We start from the raw sequence: 24,569 nt of genomic DNA, 5'->3' as shown, positions 1-24,569 counted from the left end.
GCTCAGCCGCCTGCCTTTCCATCTGCGGCCACCACCGGGGCCGGGTCGGTGGCGCCGACGTCCTGCAGGGTCGCCTGCACCGCCGGGTTGATCACGTCGATGACCGGTTTCGGGTAGAAGCCGAGCACCACGATGAGCAGGATCAGCGGGGCGACCACGAACTTCTCGCGCAGGCTGAGGTCCTTGGACATCGCCGGAACCTCGGTCAGAGCCGGGTTCAGCGTGCCCTGCGTGGTCCGCTGGATCATCCAGAGCACGTACGCGGCGGCCAGGATGATGCCGAGGGTGGCCACCACGGCGTACCCCTTGTGGGTGCTGAATGTGCCGATCAGCACCAGGAACTCGCTGACGAACGGCGCGGTGCCGGGCAGCGCCAGCGAGGCGAGGCCGGCGAAGAACAGCACGCCGGCCAGCACCGGCACCAGTTTCCCGGCGCCGCCGAAGTCACTGACCAGCGCCGAGCCGCGCCGGGCCACGAACATCCCGACCACGATGAAGAGCAGGCCGGTGGCGAGGCCGTGGTTGACCATGTAGAGCACCGCGCCGGTGCCGGCCTGCGTGGTGAACGCGAAGATCCCGATGCCGATGAAACCGAAGTGCGCGATCGACGTGTACGAGACCAGGCGCTTCAGGTCGTTCTGGCCGACCGCGAGCAGCGACGCGTAGATGATGCCGATGACCGCGAGGGCCATCGCCGCCGGAGCGAACCAGCGCGACGCCTCCGGGAAGAGCGAGAGGCAGTAGCGCAGGATGCCGAACGTACCGACCTTGTCCATCACGCCGACGAGCAGCGCTGCCGCACCGGCCGGCGCGGCGCCACCGGAGTCCGGCAGCCAGGTGTGGAACGGGAAGAACGGCGCCTTGATCGCGAACGCCACGAAGAAGCCGAGGAACAGCCAGCGCGCGGTCTCGGTGTCCACCGAGCCGGTCGCCTCGACCAGCTTCGTGAAGTCGAACGTGTGCCCGGCGACCACCCACAGCCCGATCACCGAGGCCAGCATGAAGAGGCCGCCGACCAGGCTGTAGAGGAAGAACTTCACCGCCGCGTACTGCTTCTGGCCGGTGCCGAACGAGCCGATGATGAAGTACATCGGGATCAGCATGATCTCGAAGAACACGTAGAAGAGGAAGACGTCCGCCGCGGCGAACACCCCGATCATCGTGAACTCGAAGGAGAGCAGGAGCGCGAAGTACGCCGGAGCGGACCGCCGGCTCTGGTCGACGTCGTTCCAGGACGCCAGGATGACGATCGGGAACAGGACGGCGATCAGCATCAGCATGACGAGCGCGATGCCGTCGGCGGCGAAGGTGAAGCGGGCGTCCCAGGACGGGATCCAGGCGTAGGACTCGCGGAACTGGAACCGCTCGCCGCCGATCGTGTAGGCCGCCCACATGACGACGCTGAGTCCGAGAACGATCAGCGACCAGACGAGGGCCACCACCTTGGCCAGCTCGGCCTTCGCCCGGGGAATGAAAGCCACCACCACGGCTCCGACCAGCGGGAGCAGGGTGAGGACGCTGAGGAAAGGAAAGTCCGTCACGCCAACCACCCCAGCTGGATCGCGATGAAGGCGCCGACGACCAGCATCGCGCCGGTGAGCATGGAGAGGGCGTACGACCGTACAAAACCGGTTTGAAGCCGCCGCAAGCGCGCCGAGCCGCCGCCGATCCCGGCCGCAAGGCCGTTCACCAGGCCATCGATGCCCCTGTTGTCGAGGAAGACCAGGGCCCGGGTCAGGTAGATGCCGGGCCGCTCGAACACCGCCTCGTTGAACGCGTCGGTGTAAAGGTTGCGGCGCGCCGCGGTGACCAGCGCACCGGCCGGCTGCGGCTCGGTGGCCGTCCCGTTCCGGAACAGCGCCCAGCCCAGACCCGCGCCGAGCACCGTCACCACCAGCGACAGGATGGTGATCACGGTGTGCGAGAGCACGCCGTGCGCCTCGGCCTGTTCCGCGCCGAAGACCGGCGTGAGCCAGTCCGGCACGCTCGTGCTCATCAGCCAGCCGGCCGCGACCGAGCCGATCGCCAGCAGGATCAGCGGAATCGTCATGATCGGCGGCGACTCGTGCGGATGCTTGATGTCGTCGGTCCAGCGCGCCGGGCCGTGGAACGTCAGCACGAAGAGCCGGGTCATGTAGAACGCGGTGAGCCCGGCGCCGATCAGCGCGGCCATCCCGAACACCCAGGACTCCCAGGTCACCTCGCGCTCGAACGCGGCCGCGATGATCGGCTCCTTGGAGAAGAAGCCGGAGAGCGGCGGGATGCCGATGATCGCGAGCCAGCCGGTGGCGAACGTGATCCAGGTGATCTTCATGTGCTTCGACAGGGCGCCGAACCGCCGGATGTCGACCTGGTCGTGCATCCCGTGCATGACCGAGCCGGCGCCGAGGAACATGTTGGCCTTGAAGAAGCCGTGTGCGAGCAGGTGCACGATGGCCAGCGCGTACGCCGCGCCGCCGAGCCCCACGCCGAGGAACATGTAACCGATCTGGCTCACCGTCGACCAGGCCAGGATCCGCTTGATGTCGTCCTTCGCCGCGCCGATGATGCAGCCCATCAGCAGCGTCAGCGCGCCGACGCTCACCACGATCAGCTGCAGCGTGGTGTTCGCCGAGAAGATCGGGTTGGACCGGGCGACCAGGTAGACGCCCGCGGTGACCATGGTCGCCGCGTGGATCAGCGCCGAGACCGGGGTCGGGCCCTCCATCGCGTCCGGCAACCAGGCCTGCAACGGGAACTGGCCGGACTTGCCGCACGCGCCGAGCAGCAACAGGATGCCCATGATCAGCAACGTGCCGGCGGCCAGGGACGAGGCGCCGTTGAAGACCTCGGCGTACTGCGTGGTGCCCAGGAAGGCGAACATCATGAAGATGGCGATCGCCAGGCCGGCGTCGCCGACCCGGTTCATCAGGAACGCCTTCTTACCGGCCGTGGCCGCTGACGGGCGGGTGTACCAGAAGGAGATCAGCAGGTACGACGCCAGGCCGACGCCCTCCCAGCCGAAGTAGAGCATCACGTAGTTGTTGCCCAGGACCAGCAGCAACATCGCCGAGACGAAGAGGTTGAAGTAGGCGAAGAACTTCCGCCGGCCGGGGTCGTGCGCCATGTACCCGACCGCGTACAGGTGGATCAGCGATCCGACGCCCGTGATCAGCAGCACGAAGACGCCGGAGAGCGGGTCGAAGAGCAGGCCGAAGTCGACCTGCAGACCGCCGACCACGATGAAGTCCCAGAGATTGAGCTCGGCCGAGCGCCGCTCCGGTTCCAGCCCGGACAGGCTCACGAAGAAGACCAGGCCGAGCACGAACGAGGCGGCGACCGAGAGGACGCCGAGCCAGTGCCCCCACTTGTCGGACCTCCTGCCGAGCAGCAGCAGGACGGCCGCACTGGCGAGCGGGATCGCAACGAGCAGCCAGATGCTGCTCAGCACCCCCGTCGCTGGGGCAAACTCCACTGTCTGTTCCACGTGAAGGCCCTTCAGTACTTGAGGAGGTTCGCGTCGTCAACGCTCGCCGAGCGCCGCGTACGGAAGATCGACATGATGATGGCGAGGCCGACCACGACCTCGGCCGCCGCGACGACCATCACGAAGAACGAGATGATCTGACCGTCCAGGCTGCCGTTGATCCGGCTGAAGGTGACCAGCGCGAGGTTCGCCGCGTTCAGCATCAGTTCGATGCACATGAACAGGACGATCGCGTTACGCCTGATCAGCACGCCTGTCGCGCCGATGGTGAAGAGGATGACCGACAACACCAGGTAGTAATCAGGAGTCACCGCTCGGTTCCCTTCGGTGCGACCTCCGAGTCGGTCAGCTCACGGACCGGGAGAATCGGCGAGATGCTGCGCTCGGCGCCGTTGCCGTCCGGGAGCCGGGCCGGCGCGGCCACCGACATGGTGTTCGCGTAGATGCCCGGACCGGGCCTCGGCCCCGGGTAGTTGCCCGGCCGGAACCGTTCCTTCATCCGGGTCACCTGGTCGACCTTGTCCTCCTTCGCGCGCTCCACGTGTGCCAGCACCATGGCGCCGACCGCGGCCGTGATGAGCAGCGCCGAGGTCACCTCGAACGCGAAGACATAGTTGGTGAAGAGGAGCGCGGCGAGGCCCTGGACGTTGCCGTTCTGGTTCGCCTCGGCCAGCCCGACCGCGTCGGTGTCGCCGAGCGAGCGGGCCAGCCCGGTGGCGATCAGCGCGGCGAACCCGATGCCGAGCACGATCGCCGCGACCCGCTGCCCGCGCAACGTCTCGATCAGCGAGTCCGACGCGTCCCGGCCGACGAGCATCAGCACGAAGAGGAACAGCATCATGATCGCGCCGGTGTAGACGATGATCTGGACCATGCCGAGGAACGGCGCCGCGTTGACCACGTAGAGGAAGCCCAGGCAGAGCATGGTGACGACCAGCCACAACGCGGAGTGCACCGCGTTGCGGGCCAGCACCATGCCGAGCGCGCCGACCACCGAGATGGTGCCGAGGATCCAGAACGCGACCTGTTCGCCGGTGGAGACCGCGTCCATCACACGGCCTCCTTCCGCACCGTGCCGGCGTTCTCCGGGCGGTCGGCGTGTTCCGCCGGGTCGGAGGCGTCGTGCGTGCCCGCGTCCTCCCACGGCGCCCGCTCCGCGCCGGCCGAGGTGCCCGGGTTGGTCAGCGCGCCGAGGTAGTAGTCCTTGTCGGTCTCGCCGAGCCGCATCGGGTGCGGCGGCTGCTCCATGCCGGGCAGCAGCGGGGCCAGGAGCTCCTTCTTCGTGAAGATCAGATCCTGGCGGCTGTCCCGGGCCAGCTCGTACTCGTTGCTCATGGTGAGCGACCGGGTCGGGCAGGCCTCGATGCAGAGCCCGCAGAAGATGCACCGGGCGTAGTTGATCTGGTAGATCTTCGCGTACCGCTCACCGGGCGAGAAGCGCTGCTCGTCGGTGTTGTCGCCACCCTCGACGTAGATCGCGTCGGCCGGGCAGGCCCAGGCGCAGAGCTCGCAGCCGATGCACTTCTCCAGGCCGTCGGGGTGCCGGTTGAGGATGTGCCGGCCGTGGTATCGGGGAGCCGGCTTCGGCGGCGAGAACGGGTAGTCGGTTGTGATCACCTTGCGGAACATGTGCGCGAAGGTCACACCGAATCCCTTGAAGGAGCCGGTCAGTGTGGCCACGTCACACCTCCTTCGTTTCGGGGTCGCCGCCGACGGTGGCCGGGGCACGTTCGGCCACGGATCGGCGGGCGCGCGGGCTCGGCGGCACCTGGAGATCCATCGGGGGAATCGGGAAGCTGCCCGGTGGCCGCTGGGCCAGCTCCTCCTGGATCGAGACGGGCTTCGGCTTCTTCGTCCCCGGCCAGCCCCAGGCGACGAGCAGCACGATCAGCGCGATGGCCCCGGTGGAGATCCACCGGACCTCGTCGGAGAGCTGGCCGCTGCGGGCGACCTTGAAGTACGCCAGGAAGAGGATCCACACCAGGTTGACCGGGATGAGGACCTTCCAGCCGAACCGCATGAACTGGTCGTAGCGCAGCCGGGGCAGCGTGGCCCGCAGCCAGATGAACCCGAAGAGCAGGATCAGCACCTTGCCGAAGAACCAGATCAGCGGGAAGTAGCCGGAGTTGGCGCCCTCCCAGACCGTGGTGATCGGAGCGGGCGCCCGCCATCCGCCGAGGAACAGCGTGGTGCAGAACGCCGAGACGGTGATCATGTTGATGTACTCGGCGAGGAAGAAGAGCGCGAACTTGAACGACGAGTACTCGGTGTGGAAGCCACCGACCAGCTCCGACTCTGCCTCGGGCAGGTCGAACGGCGCCCGGTTGGTCTCACCGACCGCCGCGATCATGTAGATGACGAAGCTGGGCAGCAGCTGGAGCGCGTACCAGCCGGGCGCGGTGATGTCGAAGCCGAAGATGTTGACCGGGGTGCCGTCGGCCTGCGCCGCGACGATCTGCGACGTGCTCATCGTGCCGGCGGTCATGAACACCGCCACGATGGAGAGGCCCATCGCGACCTCGTACGAGATCATCTGAGCGCTGGAGCGGAGACCGCCGAGCAGCGGGTACGTCGACCCGGAGGCCCAGCCGGCCAGCACCACGCCGTACACCGCCATCGAGGAGCAGGCGAGCAGCACCAGCACCGAGACCGGCACGTCGGTGAGCTGCAGGGCGGTCTGCTGGCCGAACATGTTGACCACGCCGCCGAACGGGATCACCGAGAACGCGGTGAACGCCACCGTCGCGGAGATCACCGGAGCGATGAAGTAGACCACCTTGTCGGCGGTCTTCGGGATGATCTCCTCCTTGAACGGCAGCTTTAGGCCGTCGGTGAGGCTCTGCAGCCAGCCGTTCGGCCCGACCTGGTTGGGTCCGGGCCGGACCGCCATCCGGGCCACGACCTTGCGCTCATAGTTGATCGTGAACAGGGTCAGCAGCAGGAGCAGCACGAACAAGCCGAACAGCTTGATCAGCGTGATCCACCAGACGTCGTTCTCGAACGTCTCCAGTGTCGGGTCGACGGCGTGTGCCGCCAGAATCGCGTTCATCGCGCAGCCCCTTCGGCGAGGATCGGTCCGCCGACGCCGGCCTCGACACGGACGACCGCGCCGGCTGTCACGCCGAGGCTGCGCCGCACCGTCGATCCCGGTGAGTTGGTGGGCAGCCACACCACGCCCGGCGGCAGGTCGGTGATCGCGGCCGGCAGCGTCACGCCGCCCCGGCCGGTGCTGACCGTGACCAGGTCGCCGTCGACCACGCCGAGCGACTCGGCCAGGTCCTTGCCGATCCGCGCCACCGGCGGGCGGGCCGTGCCGGCCAGAACCTCGTCGCCGTCGAGCAGCGTGCCGAGGTCGATCAGCTGGTGCCAGGTGGCGAGCACCGCCTCCCGCTCACCCGGGCGGGCGAGCTCTGCGGGCTCGGTCACCGGCGTGACCGGGCGGGCCGCCGCGGCCGGCAGAGTGCCCAGCTCCCGGCGGACCGTCATCACGTCACCGGTGTTCAGGCTGACGTCGAGCAGCGCCGCGACCGCCTCCAGCACCCGGCCGTCGGTCATCGACGTGCCCGGCAGGACCGCGTCGAACGATCGCAGACGGCCCTCCCAGTCCATGTAGGTGCCGGCCTTCTCGACCGCCGGAGCGATCGGCAGCACCACGTCGGCGCGGCGGGTCACCGCGCTCTGCCGCAGTTCCAGGCTCACCAGGAACGGCACGGCGTCGAGCGCCTCCTCGGCCAGCCGCGGATCGGCCAGATCGGCCGGGTCCACGCCGCCGACCAGCAGCGCGCCGAGCGTGCCGTCGGCGGCCGCCGCGATGATCTGGTCGACGTCCCGGCCCGGTGTGCCGGACAGCACGCCCGGCTCGATGCGCCAGGCCAGCGAGAGCTCGGCCCGGGCCGCCGCGTCGGTGACCGGACGGCCGCCGGGCAGCAGGTTCGGCAGGCAGCCGGTGTCCAGCGCGCCCCGGTCACCGGCCCGGCGCGGCACCCAGGCCAGGCGAGCGCCGGTCCGCCCGGCCAGGGCGGCCGCCGCGGCGAGACCACCCGGCACCGTCGCCAGCCGCTCGCCGACGATCAGCAGGGCGCCGGGCGCGCTCAGCGCGCCGGCGACGGCCGGGTCGGTGTTGAGCAGCCGGGCCTCGTCGCCCGGGACCGCTGCGACAAGCGTCGCGCCGAGCTTTTCAAAACCCCTTGAGAGGTACGGGGAAACCGCCGTCACCTGGAGTTTCTTCTTCTGGTGGCCCTTGCGCAGACGCAGGAAGAGGATCGGGCACTCCTCCTCCGGTTCCAGTCCCACGATCAGGACGGACGACGCGTTCTCCACGTCCTCGTAGGTCACGTCGGCGATCCCGGCGACCGACGAGGCGAGGAAGTCGGCCTCCTCGGTCGCGGTCGGTGCCGTACCCGAAGCGCGGATCGGCCGTGCCCGGAAATCGATGTCGTTGCTGCCGAGGACGATCCGGGCGAATTTCGCGTACGCGTACGCGTCCTCGACCGTGAGCCGCCCACCCGGCAGGACACCCACGCCGCGCTCGCGTGCCGCCCCCAGCCCCTCCGCGGCCGCCAGCAGGGCCTCGCTCCAGGACGCCTCGCGCAGCTGGCCGGAGACCGCGTCGCGCACCAGCGGCGTGGTGATCCGGTCGGTGGCGGTGGCGTAGCGGAAGCCCCACCGGCCCTTGTCGCAGTTCCACTCCTCGTTGACCGCGGGGTCGTCGCCGGCCAGCCGCCGCAGCACCTTGCCACGCCGGTGGTCGGCGCGCATCGAGCAGCCGGCCGCACAGTGCTCGCACGACGTCGGCGAGCTGACCAGGTCGAACGGACGGGCCCGGAACCGGTACTGCTCGCCGGTGAGCGCGCCGACCGGGCAGATCTGGATGGTGTTCCCGGAGAAGTACGAGTTGAACGGAACGTCCCCCTCGCCGTCGCCGGCCTGGCCGTCCCCGGTGCCCTCGCCGCCGAAGAAGTCGTCCCGGTAGACGTTGATCTGCTCGCCGGAGGAGCGGTCCATCAGGTCGATGAACTTGTCCCCGGCGATCTCCTCGGAGAACCGGGTGCAGCGCTGGCAGAGCACGCAGCGTTCCCGGTCCAGCAGCACCTGGCTGGAGATGTGGATCGGCTTCTCGTACTCACGCTTCTGCTCGACGAACCGGGAGTCGGCCCGTCCGCTGCTCATCGCCTGGTTCTGCAGCGGGCACTCGCCGCCCTTGTCGCAGGTCGGGCAGTCGAGCGGGTGGTTGATCAGAAGCAGCTCCATCACGCCGGCCTGGGCCTTCGCGGCCACCGGCGAACTGAGCTGGGTCTTCACCACCATGCCCTCGGCCACCGTCTGGGTGCAGGAGGCGACCGGCTTGCGCTGGCCCTCCACCTCGACGAGGCACTGCCGGCAGGCGCCGGCCGGCGCGAGCAGCGGGTGGTCGCAGAACCGCGGGATCGCGATGCCCATCCGCTCGGCGACCCGGATGACCAGCTCGCCCTTCTCGGCGGTCACCTCGACGCCGTCGACGGTGAGCGTGACGAGGTCGGCCTTTTTGGCAACATCAGTCATTAGTGCGCTCCCACCAGGCTCTTCTCCGACAGGCGCGGCGCGGTCCGGCCCTCGATGTAGCCGAGGTAGTCGTCCCGGAACCACTTGAGCGTCGACACGACCGGGGTCGCGGCGCCGTCGCCGAGACCGCAGAACGACCGGCCGAAGATGTTGTCCGCGGTGTCCTGGAGGGTGTCCAGGTCCTTGTAGGTGCCCTGACCCGAGAGGATCCGGCGGTACGTGCGGACCATCCAGTAGTTGCCCTCGCGGCACGGTGTGCACTTGCCGCACGACTCGTGGTGGTAGAACTCCAGCCACCGCCACGTGTTGTAGACCGGGCAGTCCTGGTCCGAGAAGATCTGCATCGCCGTGGTGCCGAGGATCGACCCGGCCGCCGCGACCCCCTCGAAGTCCATCGGGGTGTCGATGTGCTCGGCGGTCAGGATCGGCGTCGACGACCCGCCCGGCGTCCAGAACTTCAGGTTGTGGCCCGGTTTCATGCCCCCGGCCAGCTCGATCAGCTCCCGCAGGGTGATCCCGAGGCCGCACTCGTACTGGCCCGGGTTGGCGATCCGGCCGGAGAGCGAGTAGATCATCGGGCCGGCCGATTTCTCGGTGCCCATGCTCTTCCACCAGTCCGCGCCGCCCAGCACGATGTACGGCACGCTGGCGATCGTCCCGACGTTGTTGACCACGGTCGGGCTGGCGTAGAGACCCGCGATGGCCGGGAAGGGCGGGCGGAGCCGGGGCTGGCCGCGGAACCCCTCCAGGGAGTCCAGCAGCGCCGTCTCCTCACCGCAGATGTACGCCCCCGCCCCGCTGTGCACGACGAGGTCCAGGTCGAACCCGGACTTCAAGATGTTCTTGCCGAGGTATCCCTTGGCGTACGCCTCTTTCACCGCGTTGCGCAGCCGCCGCGCGGCGTGCACCGCCTCGCCACGGATGTAGATGAACGCCCGGTTCGCCCGGATGGCGTACGCCGCGATGATCGCGCCCTCCACCAGCGAGTGCGGGTCGTAGGTCATCAGCGGCAGGTCCTTGCAGGTGCCGGGCTCACCCTCGTCCGCGTTGATCACGAGGTAGTGCGGCTTGCCGTCACCCTGCGGGATGAAGCCCCACTTCAGTCCGGTGGGGAAGCCGGCGCCGCCCCGGCCGCGCAGGCCGGAGTCCTTCACCAGCTGGATCAGGTCGTCGGGGTGGACGTCGAGCGCCTTACGCAACGCCAGATAGCCGTCCAGCCGCTCGTAGACGCCGATCTGCCAGGCGTCCGGCGAGAGCCAGCGCTTGGTGAGCACGGGGGTGAGCTTCTGGAGGACTTCCGGCCGGGGCTGGGTCACTTCTCCTCCTCGGTGCCACGCGGGACGTTCGTGGCTTCCTTCTGCGCGGCGGTCCGCTGGCTGACGATCCACTCGCCGCGGCTGCCGTCACCTGCCGGTTTGCCGTCGCCGGCAGGCGCGTTCTCGGCGGCGCCGGCGGCCTCGGCCGGTGAACTGGGCGGCGGCCCACCGGCGTCGGCGGCGCCGGAGGGCGCCGGGGTGTCAGCGGTGGGGTTGCGGGACTCGGCCGCGCGGACCTCCGGGTCCTTGACGTCGCCGGTGTCGGTGGTCCGGCCCGCGTGGCGGTGCTCGGCGACCTTGCCCGCTTTCTCAGCGACCGCTCCGGCCGCTGCCTTGGCGGCCGTGGCGGCCTTCTTTGCGAACGCCGCGATCCGGCTCGGCTGCTCCGGCTGGGGCTGGGGCAGCGCGTTGCCCTCGCGGGCCGGCTTGGTCGTGGTGATCGGGGTGTCCGGGTCGAAGCCCGCCACCGCGACGCCGTGCTCCTGGGCCAGGCGCGCGCCGCGCAGGGTGGGCGCGCCGGCCACGCCGTCGCCGACCGCGCCCTCGCGCGGGTCCGCGAAACCGGCCAGCTGGTACTGCATCTCCTTGAGCGAGCAGATCCGGGCGCCCCGGGCGGGCGTCGGGCGCTCGCCGTTGCGCAGGTTCTCCACCAGCTGGATCGCCGATTCCGGGGTGGCCTCGTCGACCGTGAAGTCGTAGTTGACCGTCACGACCGGCGCGTAGTCACAGGCCGCCAGGCACTCGGCGTGCTCCAGCGTGATCTTGCCGTCGGCCGTGGTCTGGTCGTGTCCGACGCCGAGGTGCTCGGCCAGCTCGTCGTAGACCTGCTGGCCGCCGAGCACGTTGCACAGGGTGTTGGTGCAGACGCTGACCAGGTATTCGCCGGTCGGGCGGCGCTTGTACATCGTGTAGAACGTCGCCACCGCGCCGACCTGGGCCTTGTTGATCCCGAGGATCTCGGCGCAGAAGGACACGCCGGCCGGGCTGACGTGGCCCTCCTGGGTCTGCACCAGGTGCAGCAGCGGCAGGAGCGCCGAGCGTTCCCGGCCGGCCGGGTACCGGCCGAGGATCTCCAGAGCCGGCTCCAGCAGCTTCTCCGCGAGCGCCGCCGCTGCCGGGCTGAACTCCACCGTCTGTTCGGACATCAGCGGTCACACCCACCCATCACGGGGTCCAGGGAGGCGCCGCCGGCGATCACGTCGGCGAGCAGCGCCCCCTCGGCCATCGCGGGGATGGCCTGGAGGTTGACGAAGCTCGGCTCGCGGTAGTGCACCCGGTACGGATGGGTGCCACCGTCCGAGACCGCGTGTACGCCGAGTTCGCCACGCGGATGCTCGATCGCGACATAGACTTGACCAGGCGGAACTCGGAAGCCCTCGGTCACGAGCTTGAAGTGGTGGATCAGGGACTCCATCGACTGACCCATGATCTTGGCGACGTGTTCGAGGGAGTTGCCGAGACCGTCCAGGCCGAGCGCGAGCTGCGACGGCCATGCGATCTTCTTGTCCGCGATCCAGACCGGGCCGGGGCGAAGCCGGTCCAGCGCCTGCTCGACGATCTTCAGTGACTCCCGGATCTCGGCGACCCGGACCAGGTAACGGCCCCAGACGTCGGCAGTGGTCGCCGTCGGCACGTCGAACTCGTAGTTCTCGTAACCGCAGTACGGCATGGTCTTGCGCAGGTCCCACGGCAGGCCGGCGGCGCGCAGCACCGGGCCGGTGACGCCGAGGGACAGGCAGCCGGTCACGTCGAGAACCGCGACACCCTGCGTACGCCTCTGCCAGATGACCTGGTCGGAGAGCATCGCCTCGTACTCCTTGAGGCGCTTCGGCAGGTACTTGAGGAAGTCGCGGATCTTGCGAACCGCGGACTCCGGCAGATCCTGCGCGAGGCCGCCCGGACGGATGTACGCGTTGTTCATCCGCAGGCCGGAGGTCTCCTCGAAGATGTCGAGGATGTACTCCCGCTCCCGGAAGCCGTAGAGCATCATCGAGATCGCGCCCAGCTCCATGCCGGTCGTGGCGAGCCAGACCAGGTGCGAGGCGATCCGCTGGAGCTCCATGAACATGACCCGGATCGTGGTGGCCCGCTCGGTGATCTGGTCGGTGATGCCGAGCAGCTTCTCCACCGCGAGGCAGTAACCCGCCTCGTTCGACATGTTGGAGAGGTAGTCCATCCGGGTCACGAACGTGACGCCCTGGGTCCAGTTCCGGTACTCCAGGTTCTTCTCGATCCCGGTGTGCAGGTAACCGACGACCGGGCGGCACGCGGTGACCGTCTCGCCCTCGAGCTCCAGGACCAGCCGGAGCACACCGTGCGTGGACGGGTGCTGCGGGCCCATGTTGACGACGATCTTCTCGTTGCTGAGCGGGTCGACGCCGGCCGAGATCGAGTCCCAGTCCCCGCCGGTGACGGTGAAGACCCGGCCCTCGGTGGTCTCGCGCTCGGTCGCGTACTCGGATGTCGTCATTGGTAGACCCTCCGCTGGTCGGGCGGCGGAATCTCGGCACCCTTGTACTCCACCGGCACGCCGCCGAGTGGGTAGTCCTTGCGCTGGGGATGCCCTTCCCAGTCGTCGGGCATCAGGATCCGGGTGAGGTTCGGATGTCCGGCGAAGACGACGCCGAACATGTCGTAGACCTCGCGCTCCTGCCAGTCCGCCGTCGGGTAGACGCCGGTGACGCTCGGAACGCTCTCCCCGTCGGCCACCGCCACTTCGAGACGCACCCGCCGCCGGTACGTCATCGAGGTCAGCTGGTACGCCACGTGGAACCGGCGCTCGTCGGTGCCGAGGTAGTCGACCGCGTCCACCGACGAACAGAGCTCGAACCGCAACGACTCGTCGTCGCGCATTACCTGACAGACCTCGGTGATTTTCTCGGGCCTGATGTGAAGTGTGAGCTCCGCCCTATCTACGACCACCTTCTCGATGGCTTCGGAGAAGGCCGGATAAGCTTCCTCCAACGCGTCATAGACGTCGTCGAAATACCCGCCGTACGGCCGTGGGCTGTCAAAAACAGCAGGTCGCGGGCGGACCAGACGACCGAAGCCGGAAACGTCACCGGTACCTTTGACTCCGAACATCCCCTTGTCGGGGCTGGGTGGAGTCTGTGCCGGCGCATCGAGATTGGCTCCGGTCGGCGCAGTAATCGGTACGCCACCCTCAGTGCCGGAAGAAATGCTCATTTGACACCTTCCCGCAAATGCGGCTGGAGTTTCATCCAGTTCTCGATCCGCAATTGCTCCTCACGGCCTTCCTTGACGGCCTGAGTCCATTCCGCACGACGTGCCTTGTCGACGCGGTACGACGACGGCATGGCACCGGGCGCGACGACGGGGGTCTTACCCTCGGCCTCACGCTGGGCCAGCATCTTGCGCCCGTTCGGGCCGAGCGGCTGGGCCATCACCTTCTCGCGCATCTTGAGGATCGCGTCGATCAGCATCTCCGGCCGGGGCGGACAACCGGGCAGGTAGACGTCGACCGGGACGATGTGGTCGACACCCTGCACGATGGCGTAGTTGTTGAACATGCCACCGGACGAGGCGCAGACGCCCATCGAGATCACCGAGCGCGGCTCGGGCATCTGGTCGTAGATCTGGCGGACCACCGGGGCCATCTTCTGGCTGACCCGGCCTGCCACGATCATCAGGTCGGCCTGCCGCGGTGAGGCCCGGAAGACTTCCATCCCCCAGCGGCCCAGGTCGTAATGCGGCCCGCCGGCGGCCATCATCTCGATGGCACAGCACGCCAGGCCGAAGGTGGCTCCCCAGAACGACGACTTGCGCGCGTAGTTGGAGAGTTTCTCCACCGAGGTGAGCAGGATCCCGCTGGGCAGCTTCTCTTCGATTCCCATGGTTATCAGTCCCAGTTCAGGCCGCCGCGCCGCCACACGTACGCGTAGGCGATGAAGACGGTGACGATGAAGAGGACCATCTCCACGAACCCGAACAGACCGAGCGCGTCGAACGAGACGGCCCACGGGTACAGGAAGATGGTCTCGATGTCGAAGATGATGAAGAGCATCGCGGTCAGATAGAACTTCACCGGGAATCGGCCGCCGCCGATCGGCTGCGGGGCCGGCTCGATACCGCACTCGTAGGCGTCGAGTTTCGCCCTGTTGTACCGCTTGGGCCCGACGATCGGCGCGACGGACACCGAGAACAACGCGAAGAGGGCGCCGAGGATCAGCAACCCGACGATCGGGACATAAGGGTTGATCGTCATGTTCACTCCCGTACGACTGTTAGCCGCTTCACACTAGTTGCTGCGCTTTTGTATCCCTTTGCTCGGGGTGCCCGATTCCGTCTTCAGACGGAGGGCGCCACCTTGGTCAAACCGTTGATGATGCGATCCATGGCGTCGCCGTCCCGGGGGTCGGTGAGGTTGGCCAGGAGCTTGAGGACGAACTTCATGAGCGTCGGATGCGGCATGCCGTACTTCGTCGCGGCGCGCATGATCTGCGGGTTCCCGATCAGCTTCACGAATATCCCGCCGATCCGGTAGTAACCACCGAACCGGAGACTGAGTTCAGCCGGGTAGGCCCGGAGAGCGCGCTCCCGCTCGGCGCCGGCCGGCCGGGCCAGCGCCTGCACCGCGACCTCCGCGGCGAGCTCGCCGGACTCCATCGCGTACGCGATGCCCTCGCCGTTCATCGGGTTGACCATGCCGCCGGAGTCGCCGACCAGCAGCACGCCGCGGGTGTAGTGCGGCACCCGGTTGAAGCCCATCGGCAGCGCGGCGCCGAGCGTGGGGCCGTCCGCGTTCTCCTCGTCGCGCAGGCCCCAGTCCTCCGGGGTGCTCCCGAGCCAGTCGGTGAGCAGAGCGCGGTAGTTGGTCTTGCCGAACGCGTCGGACGAGTTCAGGATGCCGAGGCCGACGTTGACCCGGCCGTCACCGAGACCGAAGATCCACCCGTACCCGGGAAGGAGCCGCGCCGGATCCTGCGCGCTGCGCAGCTCCAGCCAGGACTCCAGGTAGTTGTCGTCGGCCTTGGCCGGCGACCGGTAGTAGCGCCGGACCGCCACGCCGAGCGGGCGATCGTCGCGCTTGGCCAGGCCGAGCGCCAGCGGGAACTTGCCGGAGACGCCGTCCGCGGCGATCACCAGGGGCGCGCGGTACTCGACCGGCTCGCCGTCGGCTTTCGCCTCGACGCCGATGACGTAACCGTCCTCGTCGAACACCGGGCCGGTGACGTTGACGCCGGTGCGCAGCAGGGCGCCGGCCTCCGTCGCACGCCGGGCCAGCAGGTCGTCGAAGTCCATCCGGGTCCGGACCAGCCCGTAGTTGGGGAAGCTCGCGAGGTCCGGCCAGTCCAGCTCCATGCGGACGCCGCCGCCGATCACGCGCAGGCCCCGGTTCTGCAGCCAACCGGCTTTCTCGGAGGTGTCCACACCCATCCGGATCAGCTGGCGCACCGCGCGCGGCGTCAGGCCGTCGCCGCAGACCTTCTCGCGCGGGAACTCGGTCTTCTCCAGCAGCAGCACGCGCACGCCGTGCCGCGCCAGGTGGTACGCCGCGGCGGACCCGCCCGGCCCCGCACCGACCACGATCACGTCTGCTTCATCGGCGACGATCGAACCGGTTCCGCGGTCGTTCACGGCCAACCTCCATCTCCACGCGGATGCTCGTGAATTAGTTCACAAGCATGCCTCGATCGGAGTGTAGGCCGACCATCGAAGATCTTTGCGCTTAGGTCCGCCTAATTGTTTGGGCGTGGCTAACGTGCCTGCTCAGGATCGGTGAGAACCTTGTCCGCCACGCCGAGGGCCGGGCCCTCCAGGTGTTCCCGGATGGTGCCGCCCATGGCCCGGTCGAGCGCCACGATGAGCCCTTCGACCAGGTCCTGGGCCAGCAGCGGGTCCTCGGCGGCGACCATCCGCAGACGGTTGGCCAGCTCGGTGGCGCGGCGCTCGCCGGCCTCGCCCTCATCGATCGCCAGATCGATGTCGGTGTCCTCCAGATGCCCGATATCAGTCATAAAACCGAGCTAAACAGCGTTTATTAGCTTTGTACGCCGATTGCCGGATTTATACCCTGGTAGCGCGGTGGAGGGACGCGATGCCGCCGGTCAGATTGCGCCAGCCGACCCGATCCCACGGTCCCGACTCGGCGATGACGGCGGCCAGGCTCTGCTGGTCGTGCCAGGCGCGGATCGACTCGGCGAGATAGACGTACGCGTCGGGGTTGGTCGCGACGCGACGGGCCACCGCCGGCAGGGACCGCATCAGGTAGGACAGATAGGCCGTCCGGAACGCGGCATTGGTCGGGTGGCTGAACTCGCAGATGACCAGCCGCCCACCCGGCCGGACCACCCGGCCGAACTCACGCAGCGCAGCGGTGGTGTCAACGACGTTACGCAGCGCGAAGGAGATCGTCACCGCGTCGAAGGCGGCGTCGGCGAACGGCAGCCTCAGCGCGTCACCCGCGAGCAGCGGCACGGCCGGCCGGGTCGACCGGCCCGCCCGCAGCATCCCGACCGAGAGGTCCGCGCCGACCGCGAAGGCGCCCGACCGGCTCAGCTCCTCGGTGGAGACGCCGGTGCCCGCCCCCACGTCCAGGACACGCTCGCCGGGCCGCAACCCGAGAGCGGCACGGGTGGCGCGACGCCAGCCCCGGTCCTGGCCGAAGGAGAGAACCGTGTTGGTGAGGTCGTAGCGTTTCGCCACGCCGTCGAACATCTCGGCGACCTCGTGGGGCTGCTTGTCCAGATCTGCGCGACTCACGGCATCAACTCTGCCACCACGTCCGACCACCCCGGCCAACCGCCCCCGCAAACAGAACAGGCGGGATGGTTTCCCATCCCGCCCACACCTTGTGCTTTATATATACGACCGCCATCGGTCGGGTCCGACTGCTCGTCACCGACCTGACCGCGGCTGGCGACGCATTGGTGTTCGTTGCCTTACGCAGGCAACTTAACCAGCGCCAAAGACCGGGTACAGGCAACCGGCAGGCTCGTTACGAAGGAGCAACCCTCCCTCACCGGTCCGACTAGCCGAACCTGGCCGAACGGCCGACGACCACCCCCCAAAGGGGTCAGGAAGCCTCCACGAGCGGCAACTGAGTGCGCCCGGCTCCGCCGCCCTTGATCGCGATCGAGGAGAAGTGCGACACCACGCGCTCGTCGGTCGGGTCCTCCGCCGCGGTGCGGTGCACGGCGAGGTGCCGGTACCAGGTGTCACGCTGCGCCGGGATCCGGTCGGCAGTGCGGATCATGGAGATCAGGCCCTGCAGGTTGGACCGGTGCCGGGCGCCGGCCGAGGAGATCACGTTCTCCTCCAGCATGATCGACCCGAGGTCGTCGACGCCCATGTGCAGCGAGAGCTGGCCGATGTCCTTGCCGGTGGTGAGCCAGGACGCCTGCAGGTGGGCGACGTTGTCGAAGAACAGCCGGGAGACCGCGATGAAGCGCAGGTACTCCAGCGTGGTGGCCTGGGTGCGGCCCTTCAGGTGGTTGTTCTCCGGCTGGTACGTCCACGGGATGAAGGCCCGGAAGCCACCGACCTGGTGCGACTGTTCCACCGGGACGTCCTGGTAACCGTTCGCCACCGCCAGGTCCTGCACCTCACGGATCATGCGGATGTGCTCGATGCGCTCCGCGTTCGTCTCGCCGGTGCCCATCATCATGGTCGCGGTCGAGGACAGACCGTGCCGGTGCGCCACCGCCATCACCTCGAGCCAGCGCTCGCCGCTCTCCTTGAGCGGGGCGATCGCCTTGCGCGGCCGCTCGGGCAGCATCTCCGCGCCGGCGCCGGCGATCGAGTCCAGCCCGGCCGCCTTGATCCGGATCACCGCTTCCTCGATCGACACGCCGTCGACCTTGGCCATGTGCAGGATCTCGCTCGGGCCGATCGAGTGGATGGCGAGCTGCGGGTACGCCTGCTTCACCGAGGAGAAGAGGTCCTCGTAGTACGCCACGCCGTAGTCCGGGTGGTGGCCGCCCTGCAGCATCACCTGGGTGGCGCCGAGGTCGACAGCCTCGCCGCACCGCCGCAGGATCTCCTCGGTCGGGTGCGACCAGCCCTCCTTGTGCTTCGGCGCGCGGAAGAACGCGCAGAACTTGCACGCGGTGACGCAGACGTTCGTGTAGTTGATGTTCCGGTCGATCAGGTACGTGACGATGCCGTCCGGATAACGCCGGCGCCGGACCGCGTCGGCCGCCTCGCCCAGCGCGTGGAACGGGGCCTGCGTGTAGAGAAGCAGCGCCTCCTCGGGCGTGATCCGCCCGCCGTCGGCGCCGCGCTGCAGGATGCTGTCGATCTCCGGATTCGCGGTCACGACTCGAAGCGTACGACTCCACGCGGGAAGTCGGCAGCGGCGCGGGTCACCGCCCGGAGCGGGATCCGCGCGCCGAGGCTCGGCTGGGGGCCCGCTTGCAGGGACGGGGGTAACCTCGACGGGGCTTTTCAGGGGGTGGAAGTGCTCGTCGTTCATGGTGGCTGGGTGCCCGGCCGAGGCGGACCGGGAAAGCTCGTGTTCTGGGCCGAGGACCCCGAGTTGCCGTCAGCGTCGGCGTCCCGGTCACGCGGCGCCCGGCCGCACCCCTTCGCCACCTCCGCCGAATCGCTGCGCGCCGCGCTGGGCGAGCCGGTCGCCGACGCGGTGAGCGAGACCGCGACCGCAGTCCTGCCCGGGACGGCGCGCGGACCCCTGCCCTCCCCCGACACCGGCGTCGAGGCCGCGACCCGGGGTCTTCGCCTCGGCTCCTGGACGGTTCCGGTGCTCGCGGTGCCGGCCCGGTCCGCCACGCCGGTGCTCGCGATGCTGGCCGAGCCCGACCCGAGCGGCCCCTGGGTGGCCGGCCCGTCGTTGCGCTACCTCTGCCTGCTCGCCGGTTACGCCTGTGACCTGGCCCGGCGCGGCCGGATGCTGCCGCAACTGGTGATCGAGTCGGGCGTGCCAACGGCGCGCTGGCGGCCGGTGCTCACCGGGGCGGACGCGGCGACCTATCGGGACTTCGCGGCCGGGATGCCACCGGTGGCGAGAGCGGTCGGGGCCGCTCACCCCATCGGCAGGACGGTCCGCGACGCCCTGGACGCCCTGGTCGACCAGGCGGCGCGGGACGTCATGCCGGAGCGGATCCTGGTCGGCGCGCGCCCGGGCCCCAAGGCAGCCCTGCCGGACCGCTGGCTCGCCGCGCTCACCGCCGACGACCCGTCGCTGCCCGGCGCGCCGAGCGGCGAGGTCCGCGAGCTGCGCCAGGCGCTGGACGGCTGGATGCACGCGGCGAACGCGGCGAACGGTCCGATCCGGGTCAGCTTCCGGCTGATCGAACCGCCGCCGGTCGGTGAAGCCGAGCCCGGTGCCGACGAGTGGTCGCTGGAGTTCGCGCTGCAGTCCGCCGACGACCCGAGCCTCTACCTGCCCGCCGCGGCGCTCTGGGAGGGCGAGCGCTTCCCCGGCCTGCCGCGCCGCCCGGACGAGACGCTGCTGGCCGGGCTGGGCCGGGCGGTCCGGCTCTTCCCGCTGCTGCACGTGGCGCTGCTGGAGAAGCAGCCGGCCGCGATGCCGCTCGCCACCGGTGAGGCGTTCGAGTTCCTCCGGCAGGTCGCGCCGCTGCTGCAGGCGGCCGGTTTCGGGGTGCAGCTGCCGTCCTGGGCGGGGCGCAAGGGAATCGGCCTCAAGCTCACCACCCGGTCCAAATCCAAGTCCAAGGCCGGCGCCTCCCGCGCGGTCGCCGACTCCGGGTTCGGCCTGGAGCAGCTCGTCGAGTTCCGGCTCGACCTGGTGATCGGCGACAGCACGGTGACCGCCGCGGAACTGGCCGAGCTGGCCCGGCTCAAGGTGCCGCTGGTCCGGGTCCGCGGCCAGTGGGTGGAGCTGGACGATCGCCAGCTCAAGGCCGCGCTCAAGGCGGTGAGCCGCCGGCACGAGGGTGAGCTCACCGCCGGCGAGGTGCTCCAGCAGGTGGTCGAGGGCGGCGAGGAGGACCTGCCTCTGGTCGAGGTCGACGCGGACGGCATGCTCGGCGATCTGCTCTCCGGGCAGGCCGCGGACCGGCTCACCCCGCTGCCGACCCCGGCCGGTTTCCACGGGACGCTCCGCCCGTACCAGGAAAGGGGTCTTTCGTGGTTGTCCTTCCTGTCCCGGCTGGGACTGGGCGGGATCCTCGCGGACGACATGGGCCTCGGCAAGACCGCGCAGACGCTGTCGCTGCTGCTGACCGAGAAGGCCGCCGACCCGGAGCGGAAAACTTTGCTGGTCTGCCCGATGTCGCTGGTCAGCAACTGGCAGAAGGAGGCGGCACGGTTCGCGCCGAGCCTGCGGGTCTACGTGCACCACGGCGGCACCCGGCTGCGCGACGAGGAGTTCGACGCCGCGGTCGCCGAGTCCGACCTGGTGCTGACCACCTACGGCACTGCGCTGCGTGATCTTGAGACGTTACGGAGAGTGACCTGGGGACGGGTCGCCTGCGACGAGGCTCAGGCGATCAAGAACAGCGGCACCCGGCAGTCCCAGGCGGTCCGGGCGCTGCCGGCGCGGACCCGGCTGGCCCTGACCGGCACCCCGGTGGAAAACCACCTGGCCGAGCTCTGGTCGATCATGGACTTCTGCAATCCCGGGCTGCTCGGCCCGGCCAAACGGTTCCGGCGGCGGTTCCAGGAGCCGATCGAGAACCGGCAGGACGCCGACGCCACGGCCGCGCTGAAACGGGCCACCGGGCCGTTCGTGCTGCGGCGGCTCAAGACCGACAAGAGCATCATCTCGGACCTGCCGGAGAAGAACGAGATGAAGGTGTGGTGCTCGCTCACCCCCGAGCAGGCCACCCTCTACCAGGCCGTCGTCGAGGACATGATGGCCGAGATCGAGAGCACCGAGGGCATCCAGCGCCGGGGCAACGTGCTCGCCGCCATGATGAAACTCAAGCAGGTCTGCAACCACCCGGCCCACCTGCTCAAGGACGGTTCCCGCCTGCCCGGCCGCTCGGGCAAGCTGGCCCGCCTCGAGGAGCTGGCCGAGGAGATCGTGGAGGACGGCGACAAGGCCCTGGTCTTCACGCAGTACGCGGAGTGGGGCTCGCTGCTCCAGCCCTACCTCGCCGCTCAGCTCGACCGCCCGGTGCTCTGGCTGCACGGCGGGCTCAGCAAGGCCCGCCGTGACGAACTGGTCGACCGCTTCCAGACCGGCACCGAGCCGATGGTGTTCCTGCTGTCGCTGAAGGCGGCCGGCACCGGTCTCAACCTGACAGCGGCGAACCACGTCGTGCACTTCGACAGATGGTGGAACCCGGCGGTCGAGGACCAGGCCACCGACCGGGCGTTCCGCATCGGGCAGTCGCGCGACGTGCAGGTCCGCAAGTTCATCTGCACCGGGACGCTGGAGGAGAAGATCGATCAGATGATCGAGCGGAAGAAGGCGCTCGCCTCCTCGGTCGTCGGCACCGGCGAGGACTGGATCACCGACCTGAGCACCGATCAGCTGCGGGAGCTGTTCTCCCTCGACCCGGCGGCGGTGCGCTGACATGGCTCATTTCTTCGAATCCGCGCCCCCGATCAAGGTGGATGGCGGCCTCGCGGTCCGGTCGCAGCGCGGCAAGATCGGCGAGCAGTGGTGGTCCCGCCGGTTCGTCGACGTGCTGGAGGACGTCTGCCAGCCGGGGCGGCTGGCACGTGGCCGGACCTATGCGCGCAAGGGCCAGGTGATGGACTTCGCCCTGCGGCCGGGCCGGGTGACGGCCCGGGTGCAGGGGTCACGACCCACGCCGTACCAGGTGGAGATCCGGATCGAGGCCTACGACGAGGAGCAGTGGGCCGACATCACGGCGGCACTGGCCGGGCAGGCGCTCTACCGTGCCGCCCTGCTGGCCGGCGAGATGCCGCACGAGATCGTCGATCTCTTCACCGACCTCGGGATGCCGCTCTTCCCGTCCGATCTCGACATCTCCTGCTCGTGCCCGGACTGGGGGGTTCCGTGCAAGCACGGCTCGGCAGCGCTCTACGTGCTCGCCGAGGCGTTCGACGACGACCCGTTCCTGGTGCTGGCCTGGCGCGGCCGGGCCCGGGACGTGCTCCTCGACGATCTCCGGGGAACCCCCGAGCCGGACGAGGACGCGGCCGACCCGCTCGCCGTCGAGGAGGAGCCGCTGGAGGACCGGCTCGCCGACTTCTACGCCCCCGGGATCAGCCTGGGCCGGCTGCGCGAACGGCCGGCTCGCGGCGCCGCGCCACCGGAGCTGCTGCTGCGTGCGCTCGACCCGCCGAAGGTGGTGGTGCGGCACATCCCGCTGGTGGACACGCTCCGAGCCGCCTATCGCGACCTGGGCAGACCCGAGGAATGAGGCGCCGGGGCCGCGTCCATCGTGGACCGATCGTGGGCGAGTCCACGATGGACGCGGCGGCTTGACAGGCTACCCGGAACGCCCTCAACTCTGCGAGGCGTAACAAGTCGTGTCAATAGACGAAATCCGATATTAGAATTGGGAACTCATGAGTGAGATGACCTACCGCCGGCTGGGCGACTCGGGCCTCGTCGTATCCGTCGTCGGCATCGGCTGCAACAACTTCGGCCGCAAGCTGGACGCCGACGGCACCCGTGAGGTGGTCGACGCGGCCTTCGACACCGGCATCACCCTCTTCGACACCGCGGACATCTACGGCACCCCGCACGGCACATCGGAGGCCCTGCTCGGCGCCGCGCTCAAGGGCCGGCGCGACGAGGCGGTGCTGGCCACCAAGTTCGGCATGAACATGGAAGGCATGAACGGCCGGGACTTCGGCGCCCGCGGCTCACGGCGGTACATCACCCGCGCCGTCGAGGCGTCGCTGCGCCGGCTGGAGACCGACTACATCGACCTCTACCAGATGCACGAGCCCGACCCGGCCACCCCGATCGACGAGACGCTCGCCGCCCTGGACGACCTCGTCCGCTCCGGCAAGGTCCGCTACCTGGGCAACTCGAACTTCTCCGGCTGGCAGATCGCGGACGCCGACTGGACCGCCCGGACCAGCGACCGGACCCGGTTCATCAGCGCCCAGAACCGGTACAGCCTGCTGCACCGCGACGCCGAGGCCGAGGTCGTGCCGGCCTGCGAGCAGTTCGGCCTCGGGCTGCTGCCGTTCTTCCCGCTGGACGCCGGCCTGCTGACCGGCAAGTACCGGCGCGGCGCACCGGCCGGCGCCGGCACCCGGATGTCGACCGACCGCTACGCGTCCTGGCTCGACACCGCCGACTGGGACACCATCGAGGCGCTCACCGTGTTCGGCGCGGAGCGTGACCACAGCCTGCTCGACGTCGCGATCGCCGGCCTGGCCGCCCGACCGGCGGTGACCAGCGTGATCGCCGGGGCGACCACGGCCGAGCAGGTGCACGCCAACGCGTCGGCTGCGTCGTGGCAGCTCAGCGTGGCCGACGTGGCAGCCCTCGACGAGATCCTGAGCTAGACGTCCGCGAACGCCGGTCCGCCGAGGGGCAGGGGTGGCACCTCGCCCCGCTCCGCCGCCCGCCGCGCGAACTCGCGCAGCCCGGCGACCTGCCGCTCGCCGAGCGAGAAGTCCAGCACCCGGAAGTAGTTGGCGAGGGTGGCCGCGTCGAACGGCTCCCATCGAGCCCCGGCCTCGGCCACCTCGTCCAGCTCCCGCAGCGCCAGGTCACGGGACCGCTGGAACGCCTCGTGCACGTCCTTGACCCGGCCCGGGTGCGCGGCCGCGAAGTCCTTGCGGACCGCCCAGACGGCGAAGACCATCGGCAGCCCGGTCCACTCCCGCCACGCCTCGGCCAGGTCGATCACCTGGAGGCCGAGGGAGGGAGCCTCGTACATCGCGCGCAGCGCCGGGTCGCCGATCAGAACACCGGCGTCGGCCTCCATCAGCATCTGTGACAGGTCCGGCGGGCAGCGGAAGTACTCGGGCTCGACCCCGTACCTCTCGGCCAGCAGCATCTGCGCGAGCAGCACCCCGGTCCGCGAGGTGGAGCCGAGCGCGACCGGCCGCCCGTCCAGCTCGGCCGGCGGCCGGGTGGAGATCAGGTTGACCGAGAGCACCGGGCCGTCGCTGCCGACCGCCAGGTCGGGAAGGAGCAGCAGCTCGTCGGCGTGCCGCAGGTACTCGACCAGGGTGATCGGCCCGATGTCCAGGTCACCGGCGACGAGCGCGGCACTGAGCCGCTCCGGGGTGTCCTTGTGGAGATCGACGTCGAGGAGAGCGCCCGAGCGCATCAGACCCCAGTAGATCGGGAGGCAGTTGAGGAACTGGATATGCCCGACCCGGGGCCGACGGACGCTGTCGCTCATGCTGCGACGTTATCCCCG

At 69.4% G+C, this 24,569-nt stretch carries 21 protein-coding genes; 3 read left to right on the top strand and 18 right to left on the bottom strand.

What is annotated here, in order from left to right:
* Nucleotides 1–2: 2 nt before the first annotated feature.
* The 17 genes from AB0F72_RS12565 to mqnC form a co-directional block, all read right to left on the bottom strand.
* Nucleotides 3–1,541, bottom strand: a complete 1,539-nt coding sequence (locus AB0F72_RS12565) for an NADH-quinone oxidoreductase subunit M (protein WP_360429549.1) — start codon at nucleotides 1,539–1,541, stop codon at nucleotides 3–5.
* Complete coding sequence (gene nuoL / locus AB0F72_RS12560) at nucleotides 1,538–3,466, bottom strand: NADH-quinone oxidoreductase subunit L (RefSeq protein WP_360429546.1); 1,929 nt, start codon at nucleotides 3,464–3,466, stop codon at nucleotides 1,538–1,540. The genes AB0F72_RS12565 and nuoL overlap by 4 nt, the downstream gene beginning before the upstream one ends.
* A gap of 11 nt (nucleotides 3,467–3,477) precedes the next feature.
* The gene (nuoK, locus tag AB0F72_RS12555; RefSeq protein WP_360429543.1) at nucleotides 3,478–3,777 is read right to left on the bottom strand and encodes an NADH-quinone oxidoreductase subunit NuoK; all 300 of its coding nucleotides are present in this window, start codon (nucleotides 3,775–3,777) and stop codon (nucleotides 3,478–3,480) included.
* Nucleotides 3,774–4,517: an NADH-quinone oxidoreductase subunit J gene (locus tag AB0F72_RS12550; RefSeq protein ID WP_360429540.1), complete on the bottom strand. Its 744-nt coding sequence runs from the start codon at nucleotides 4,515–4,517 to the stop codon at nucleotides 3,774–3,776. The genes nuoK and AB0F72_RS12550 overlap by 4 nt, the downstream gene beginning before the upstream one ends.
* Nucleotides 4,517–5,146, bottom strand: a complete 630-nt coding sequence (gene nuoI / locus AB0F72_RS12545; protein WP_360429537.1) for an NADH-quinone oxidoreductase subunit NuoI — start codon at nucleotides 5,144–5,146, stop codon at nucleotides 4,517–4,519. The genes AB0F72_RS12550 and nuoI overlap by 1 nt, the downstream gene beginning before the upstream one ends.
* 1 nt (nucleotide 5,147) lies before the next feature.
* Nucleotides 5,148–6,503 carry an NADH-quinone oxidoreductase subunit NuoH gene (gene nuoH / locus AB0F72_RS12540; RefSeq protein WP_360429917.1) on the bottom strand — a complete coding sequence of 452 codons (1,356 nt, stop codon included), beginning with the start codon at nucleotides 6,501–6,503 and terminating at the stop codon, nucleotides 5,148–5,150.
* A gap of 8 nt (nucleotides 6,504–6,511) precedes the next feature.
* Nucleotides 6,512–9,007, bottom strand: coding sequence for an NADH-quinone oxidoreductase subunit G (locus tag AB0F72_RS12535; protein WP_360429534.1), 2,496 nt, complete (start codon nucleotides 9,005–9,007; stop codon nucleotides 6,512–6,514).
* Nucleotides 9,007–10,323, bottom strand: coding sequence for an NADH-quinone oxidoreductase subunit NuoF (gene nuoF, locus AB0F72_RS12530; RefSeq protein WP_360429531.1), 1,317 nt, complete (start codon nucleotides 10,321–10,323; stop codon nucleotides 9,007–9,009). Before nuoF ends, AB0F72_RS12535 begins: the two co-directional genes overlap by 1 nt.
* Nucleotides 10,320–11,468, bottom strand: a complete 1,149-nt coding sequence (nuoE, locus tag AB0F72_RS12525) for an NADH-quinone oxidoreductase subunit NuoE (RefSeq protein ID WP_360429529.1) — start codon at nucleotides 11,466–11,468, stop codon at nucleotides 10,320–10,322. Before nuoE ends, nuoF begins: the two co-directional genes overlap by 4 nt.
* A complete protein-coding gene (locus AB0F72_RS12520) occupies nucleotides 11,468–12,793 on the bottom strand; it encodes an NADH-quinone oxidoreductase subunit D (protein WP_360429526.1) in 1,326 nt (441 codons plus the stop codon). The genes nuoE and AB0F72_RS12520 overlap by 1 nt, the downstream gene beginning before the upstream one ends.
* Nucleotides 12,790–13,509: an NADH-quinone oxidoreductase subunit C gene (locus AB0F72_RS12515; protein WP_360429523.1), complete on the bottom strand. Its 720-nt coding sequence runs from the start codon at nucleotides 13,507–13,509 to the stop codon at nucleotides 12,790–12,792. The genes AB0F72_RS12520 and AB0F72_RS12515 overlap by 4 nt, the downstream gene beginning before the upstream one ends.
* A complete protein-coding gene (locus AB0F72_RS12510) occupies nucleotides 13,506–14,177 on the bottom strand; it encodes an NADH-quinone oxidoreductase subunit B (protein ID WP_014440404.1) in 672 nt (223 codons plus the stop codon). The genes AB0F72_RS12515 and AB0F72_RS12510 overlap by 4 nt, the downstream gene beginning before the upstream one ends.
* A gap of 5 nt (nucleotides 14,178–14,182) precedes the next feature.
* On the bottom strand, nucleotides 14,183–14,548 hold the full coding sequence (locus AB0F72_RS12505) for an NADH-quinone oxidoreductase subunit A (RefSeq protein ID WP_014440403.1): 366 nt from the start codon (nucleotides 14,546–14,548) through the stop codon (nucleotides 14,183–14,185).
* An 83-nt stretch (nucleotides 14,549–14,631) separates the two neighbouring features.
* A complete protein-coding gene (locus AB0F72_RS12500; RefSeq protein WP_360429518.1) occupies nucleotides 14,632–15,921 on the bottom strand; it encodes a geranylgeranyl reductase family protein in 1,290 nt (429 codons plus the stop codon).
* A gap of 119 nt (nucleotides 15,922–16,040) precedes the next feature.
* Nucleotides 16,041–16,301: a hypothetical protein gene (locus AB0F72_RS12495; RefSeq protein ID WP_360429515.1), complete on the bottom strand. Its 261-nt coding sequence runs from the start codon at nucleotides 16,299–16,301 to the stop codon at nucleotides 16,041–16,043.
* 49 nt (nucleotides 16,302–16,350) lie between these two features.
* The gene (locus tag AB0F72_RS12490; protein ID WP_360429512.1) at nucleotides 16,351–17,046 is read right to left on the bottom strand and encodes a demethylmenaquinone methyltransferase; all 696 of its coding nucleotides are present in this window, start codon (nucleotides 17,044–17,046) and stop codon (nucleotides 16,351–16,353) included.
* 313 nt (nucleotides 17,047–17,359) lie between these two features.
* A complete protein-coding gene (gene mqnC / locus AB0F72_RS12485) occupies nucleotides 17,360–18,601 on the bottom strand; it encodes a cyclic dehypoxanthinyl futalosine synthase (RefSeq protein WP_360429509.1) in 1,242 nt (413 codons plus the stop codon).
* Between the two features lie 141 nt (nucleotides 18,602–18,742).
* Between mqnC and AB0F72_RS12480 the strand changes: the two genes are divergently transcribed.
* The 3 genes from AB0F72_RS12480 (at nucleotide 18,743) to AB0F72_RS12470 (ending at nucleotide 23,703) form a co-directional block, all read left to right on the top strand.
* Nucleotides 18,743–21,784 (top strand): SNF2-related protein, encoded by a 3,042-nt coding sequence (locus AB0F72_RS12480; protein ID WP_360429506.1) that lies wholly within the window; start codon nucleotides 18,743–18,745, stop codon nucleotides 21,782–21,784.
* A gap of 1 nt (nucleotide 21,785) precedes the next feature.
* On the top strand, nucleotides 21,786–22,601 hold the full coding sequence (locus AB0F72_RS12475; RefSeq protein WP_360429503.1) for an SWIM zinc finger family protein: 816 nt from the start codon (nucleotides 21,786–21,788) through the stop codon (nucleotides 22,599–22,601).
* A 148-nt stretch (nucleotides 22,602–22,749) separates the two neighbouring features.
* Nucleotides 22,750–23,703 (top strand): aldo/keto reductase, encoded by a 954-nt coding sequence (locus AB0F72_RS12470; RefSeq protein ID WP_360429500.1) that lies wholly within the window; start codon nucleotides 22,750–22,752, stop codon nucleotides 23,701–23,703.
* On the opposite strand, the gene AB0F72_RS12465 is transcribed toward AB0F72_RS12470, so the two are convergent.
* Nucleotides 23,700–24,551: a menaquinone biosynthesis protein gene (locus tag AB0F72_RS12465; protein ID WP_360429497.1), complete on the bottom strand. Its 852-nt coding sequence runs from the start codon at nucleotides 24,549–24,551 to the stop codon at nucleotides 23,700–23,702. The two genes, AB0F72_RS12470 and AB0F72_RS12465, sit on opposite strands and share 4 nt — an antisense overlap.
* Nucleotides 24,552–24,569 lie beyond the last annotated feature (18 nt).

Source organism: Actinoplanes sp. NPDC023936 (genome assembly GCF_040639325.1).
In the GTDB taxonomy this organism is placed as follows: Bacteria; Actinomycetota; Actinomycetes; order Mycobacteriales; family Micromonosporaceae; genus Actinoplanes.
Note: the sequence above shows the minus strand (reverse complement) of the source record. Positions and strands in the feature narration are given on the sequence as shown.

Bases quoted from the DNA above. Each gene is read 5' to 3' on its own strand.
- AB0F72_RS12465 (WP_360429497.1), bottom strand. From the start codon at position 24,551: ATGAGCGACAGCGTCCGTCGGCCCCGGGTCGGGCATATCCAGTTCCTC.
- AB0F72_RS12470 (WP_360429500.1), top strand. From the start codon at position 22,750: ATGAGTGAGATGACCTACCGCCGGCTGGGCGACTCGGGCCTCGTCGTA.
- AB0F72_RS12475 (WP_360429503.1), top strand. From the start codon at position 21,786: ATGGCTCATTTCTTCGAATCCGCGCCCCCGATCAAGGTGGATGGCGGC.
- AB0F72_RS12550 (WP_360429540.1), bottom strand. From the start codon at position 4,517: ATGGACGCGGTCTCCACCGGCGAACAGGTCGCGTTCTGGATCCTCGGC.
- AB0F72_RS12505 (WP_014440403.1), bottom strand. From the start codon at position 14,548: ATGACGATCAACCCTTATGTCCCGATCGTCGGGTTGCTGATCCTCGGC.
- nuoE (WP_360429529.1), bottom strand. From the start codon at position 11,468: ATGTCCGAACAGACGGTGGAGTTCAGCCCGGCAGCGGCGGCGCTCGCG.
- AB0F72_RS12535 (WP_360429534.1), bottom strand. From the start codon at position 9,007: ATGACTGATGTTGCCAAAAAGGCCGACCTCGTCACGCTCACCGTCGAC.
- AB0F72_RS12510 (WP_014440404.1), bottom strand. From the start codon at position 14,177: ATGGGAATCGAAGAGAAGCTGCCCAGCGGGATCCTGCTCACCTCGGTG.
- AB0F72_RS12520 (WP_360429526.1), bottom strand. From the start codon at position 12,793: ATGACGACATCCGAGTACGCGACCGAGCGCGAGACCACCGAGGGCCGG.
- AB0F72_RS12495 (WP_360429515.1), bottom strand. From the start codon at position 16,301: ATGACTGATATCGGGCATCTGGAGGACACCGACATCGATCTGGCGATC.
- AB0F72_RS12515 (WP_360429523.1), bottom strand. From the start codon at position 13,509: ATGAGCATTTCTTCCGGCACTGAGGGTGGCGTACCGATTACTGCGCCG.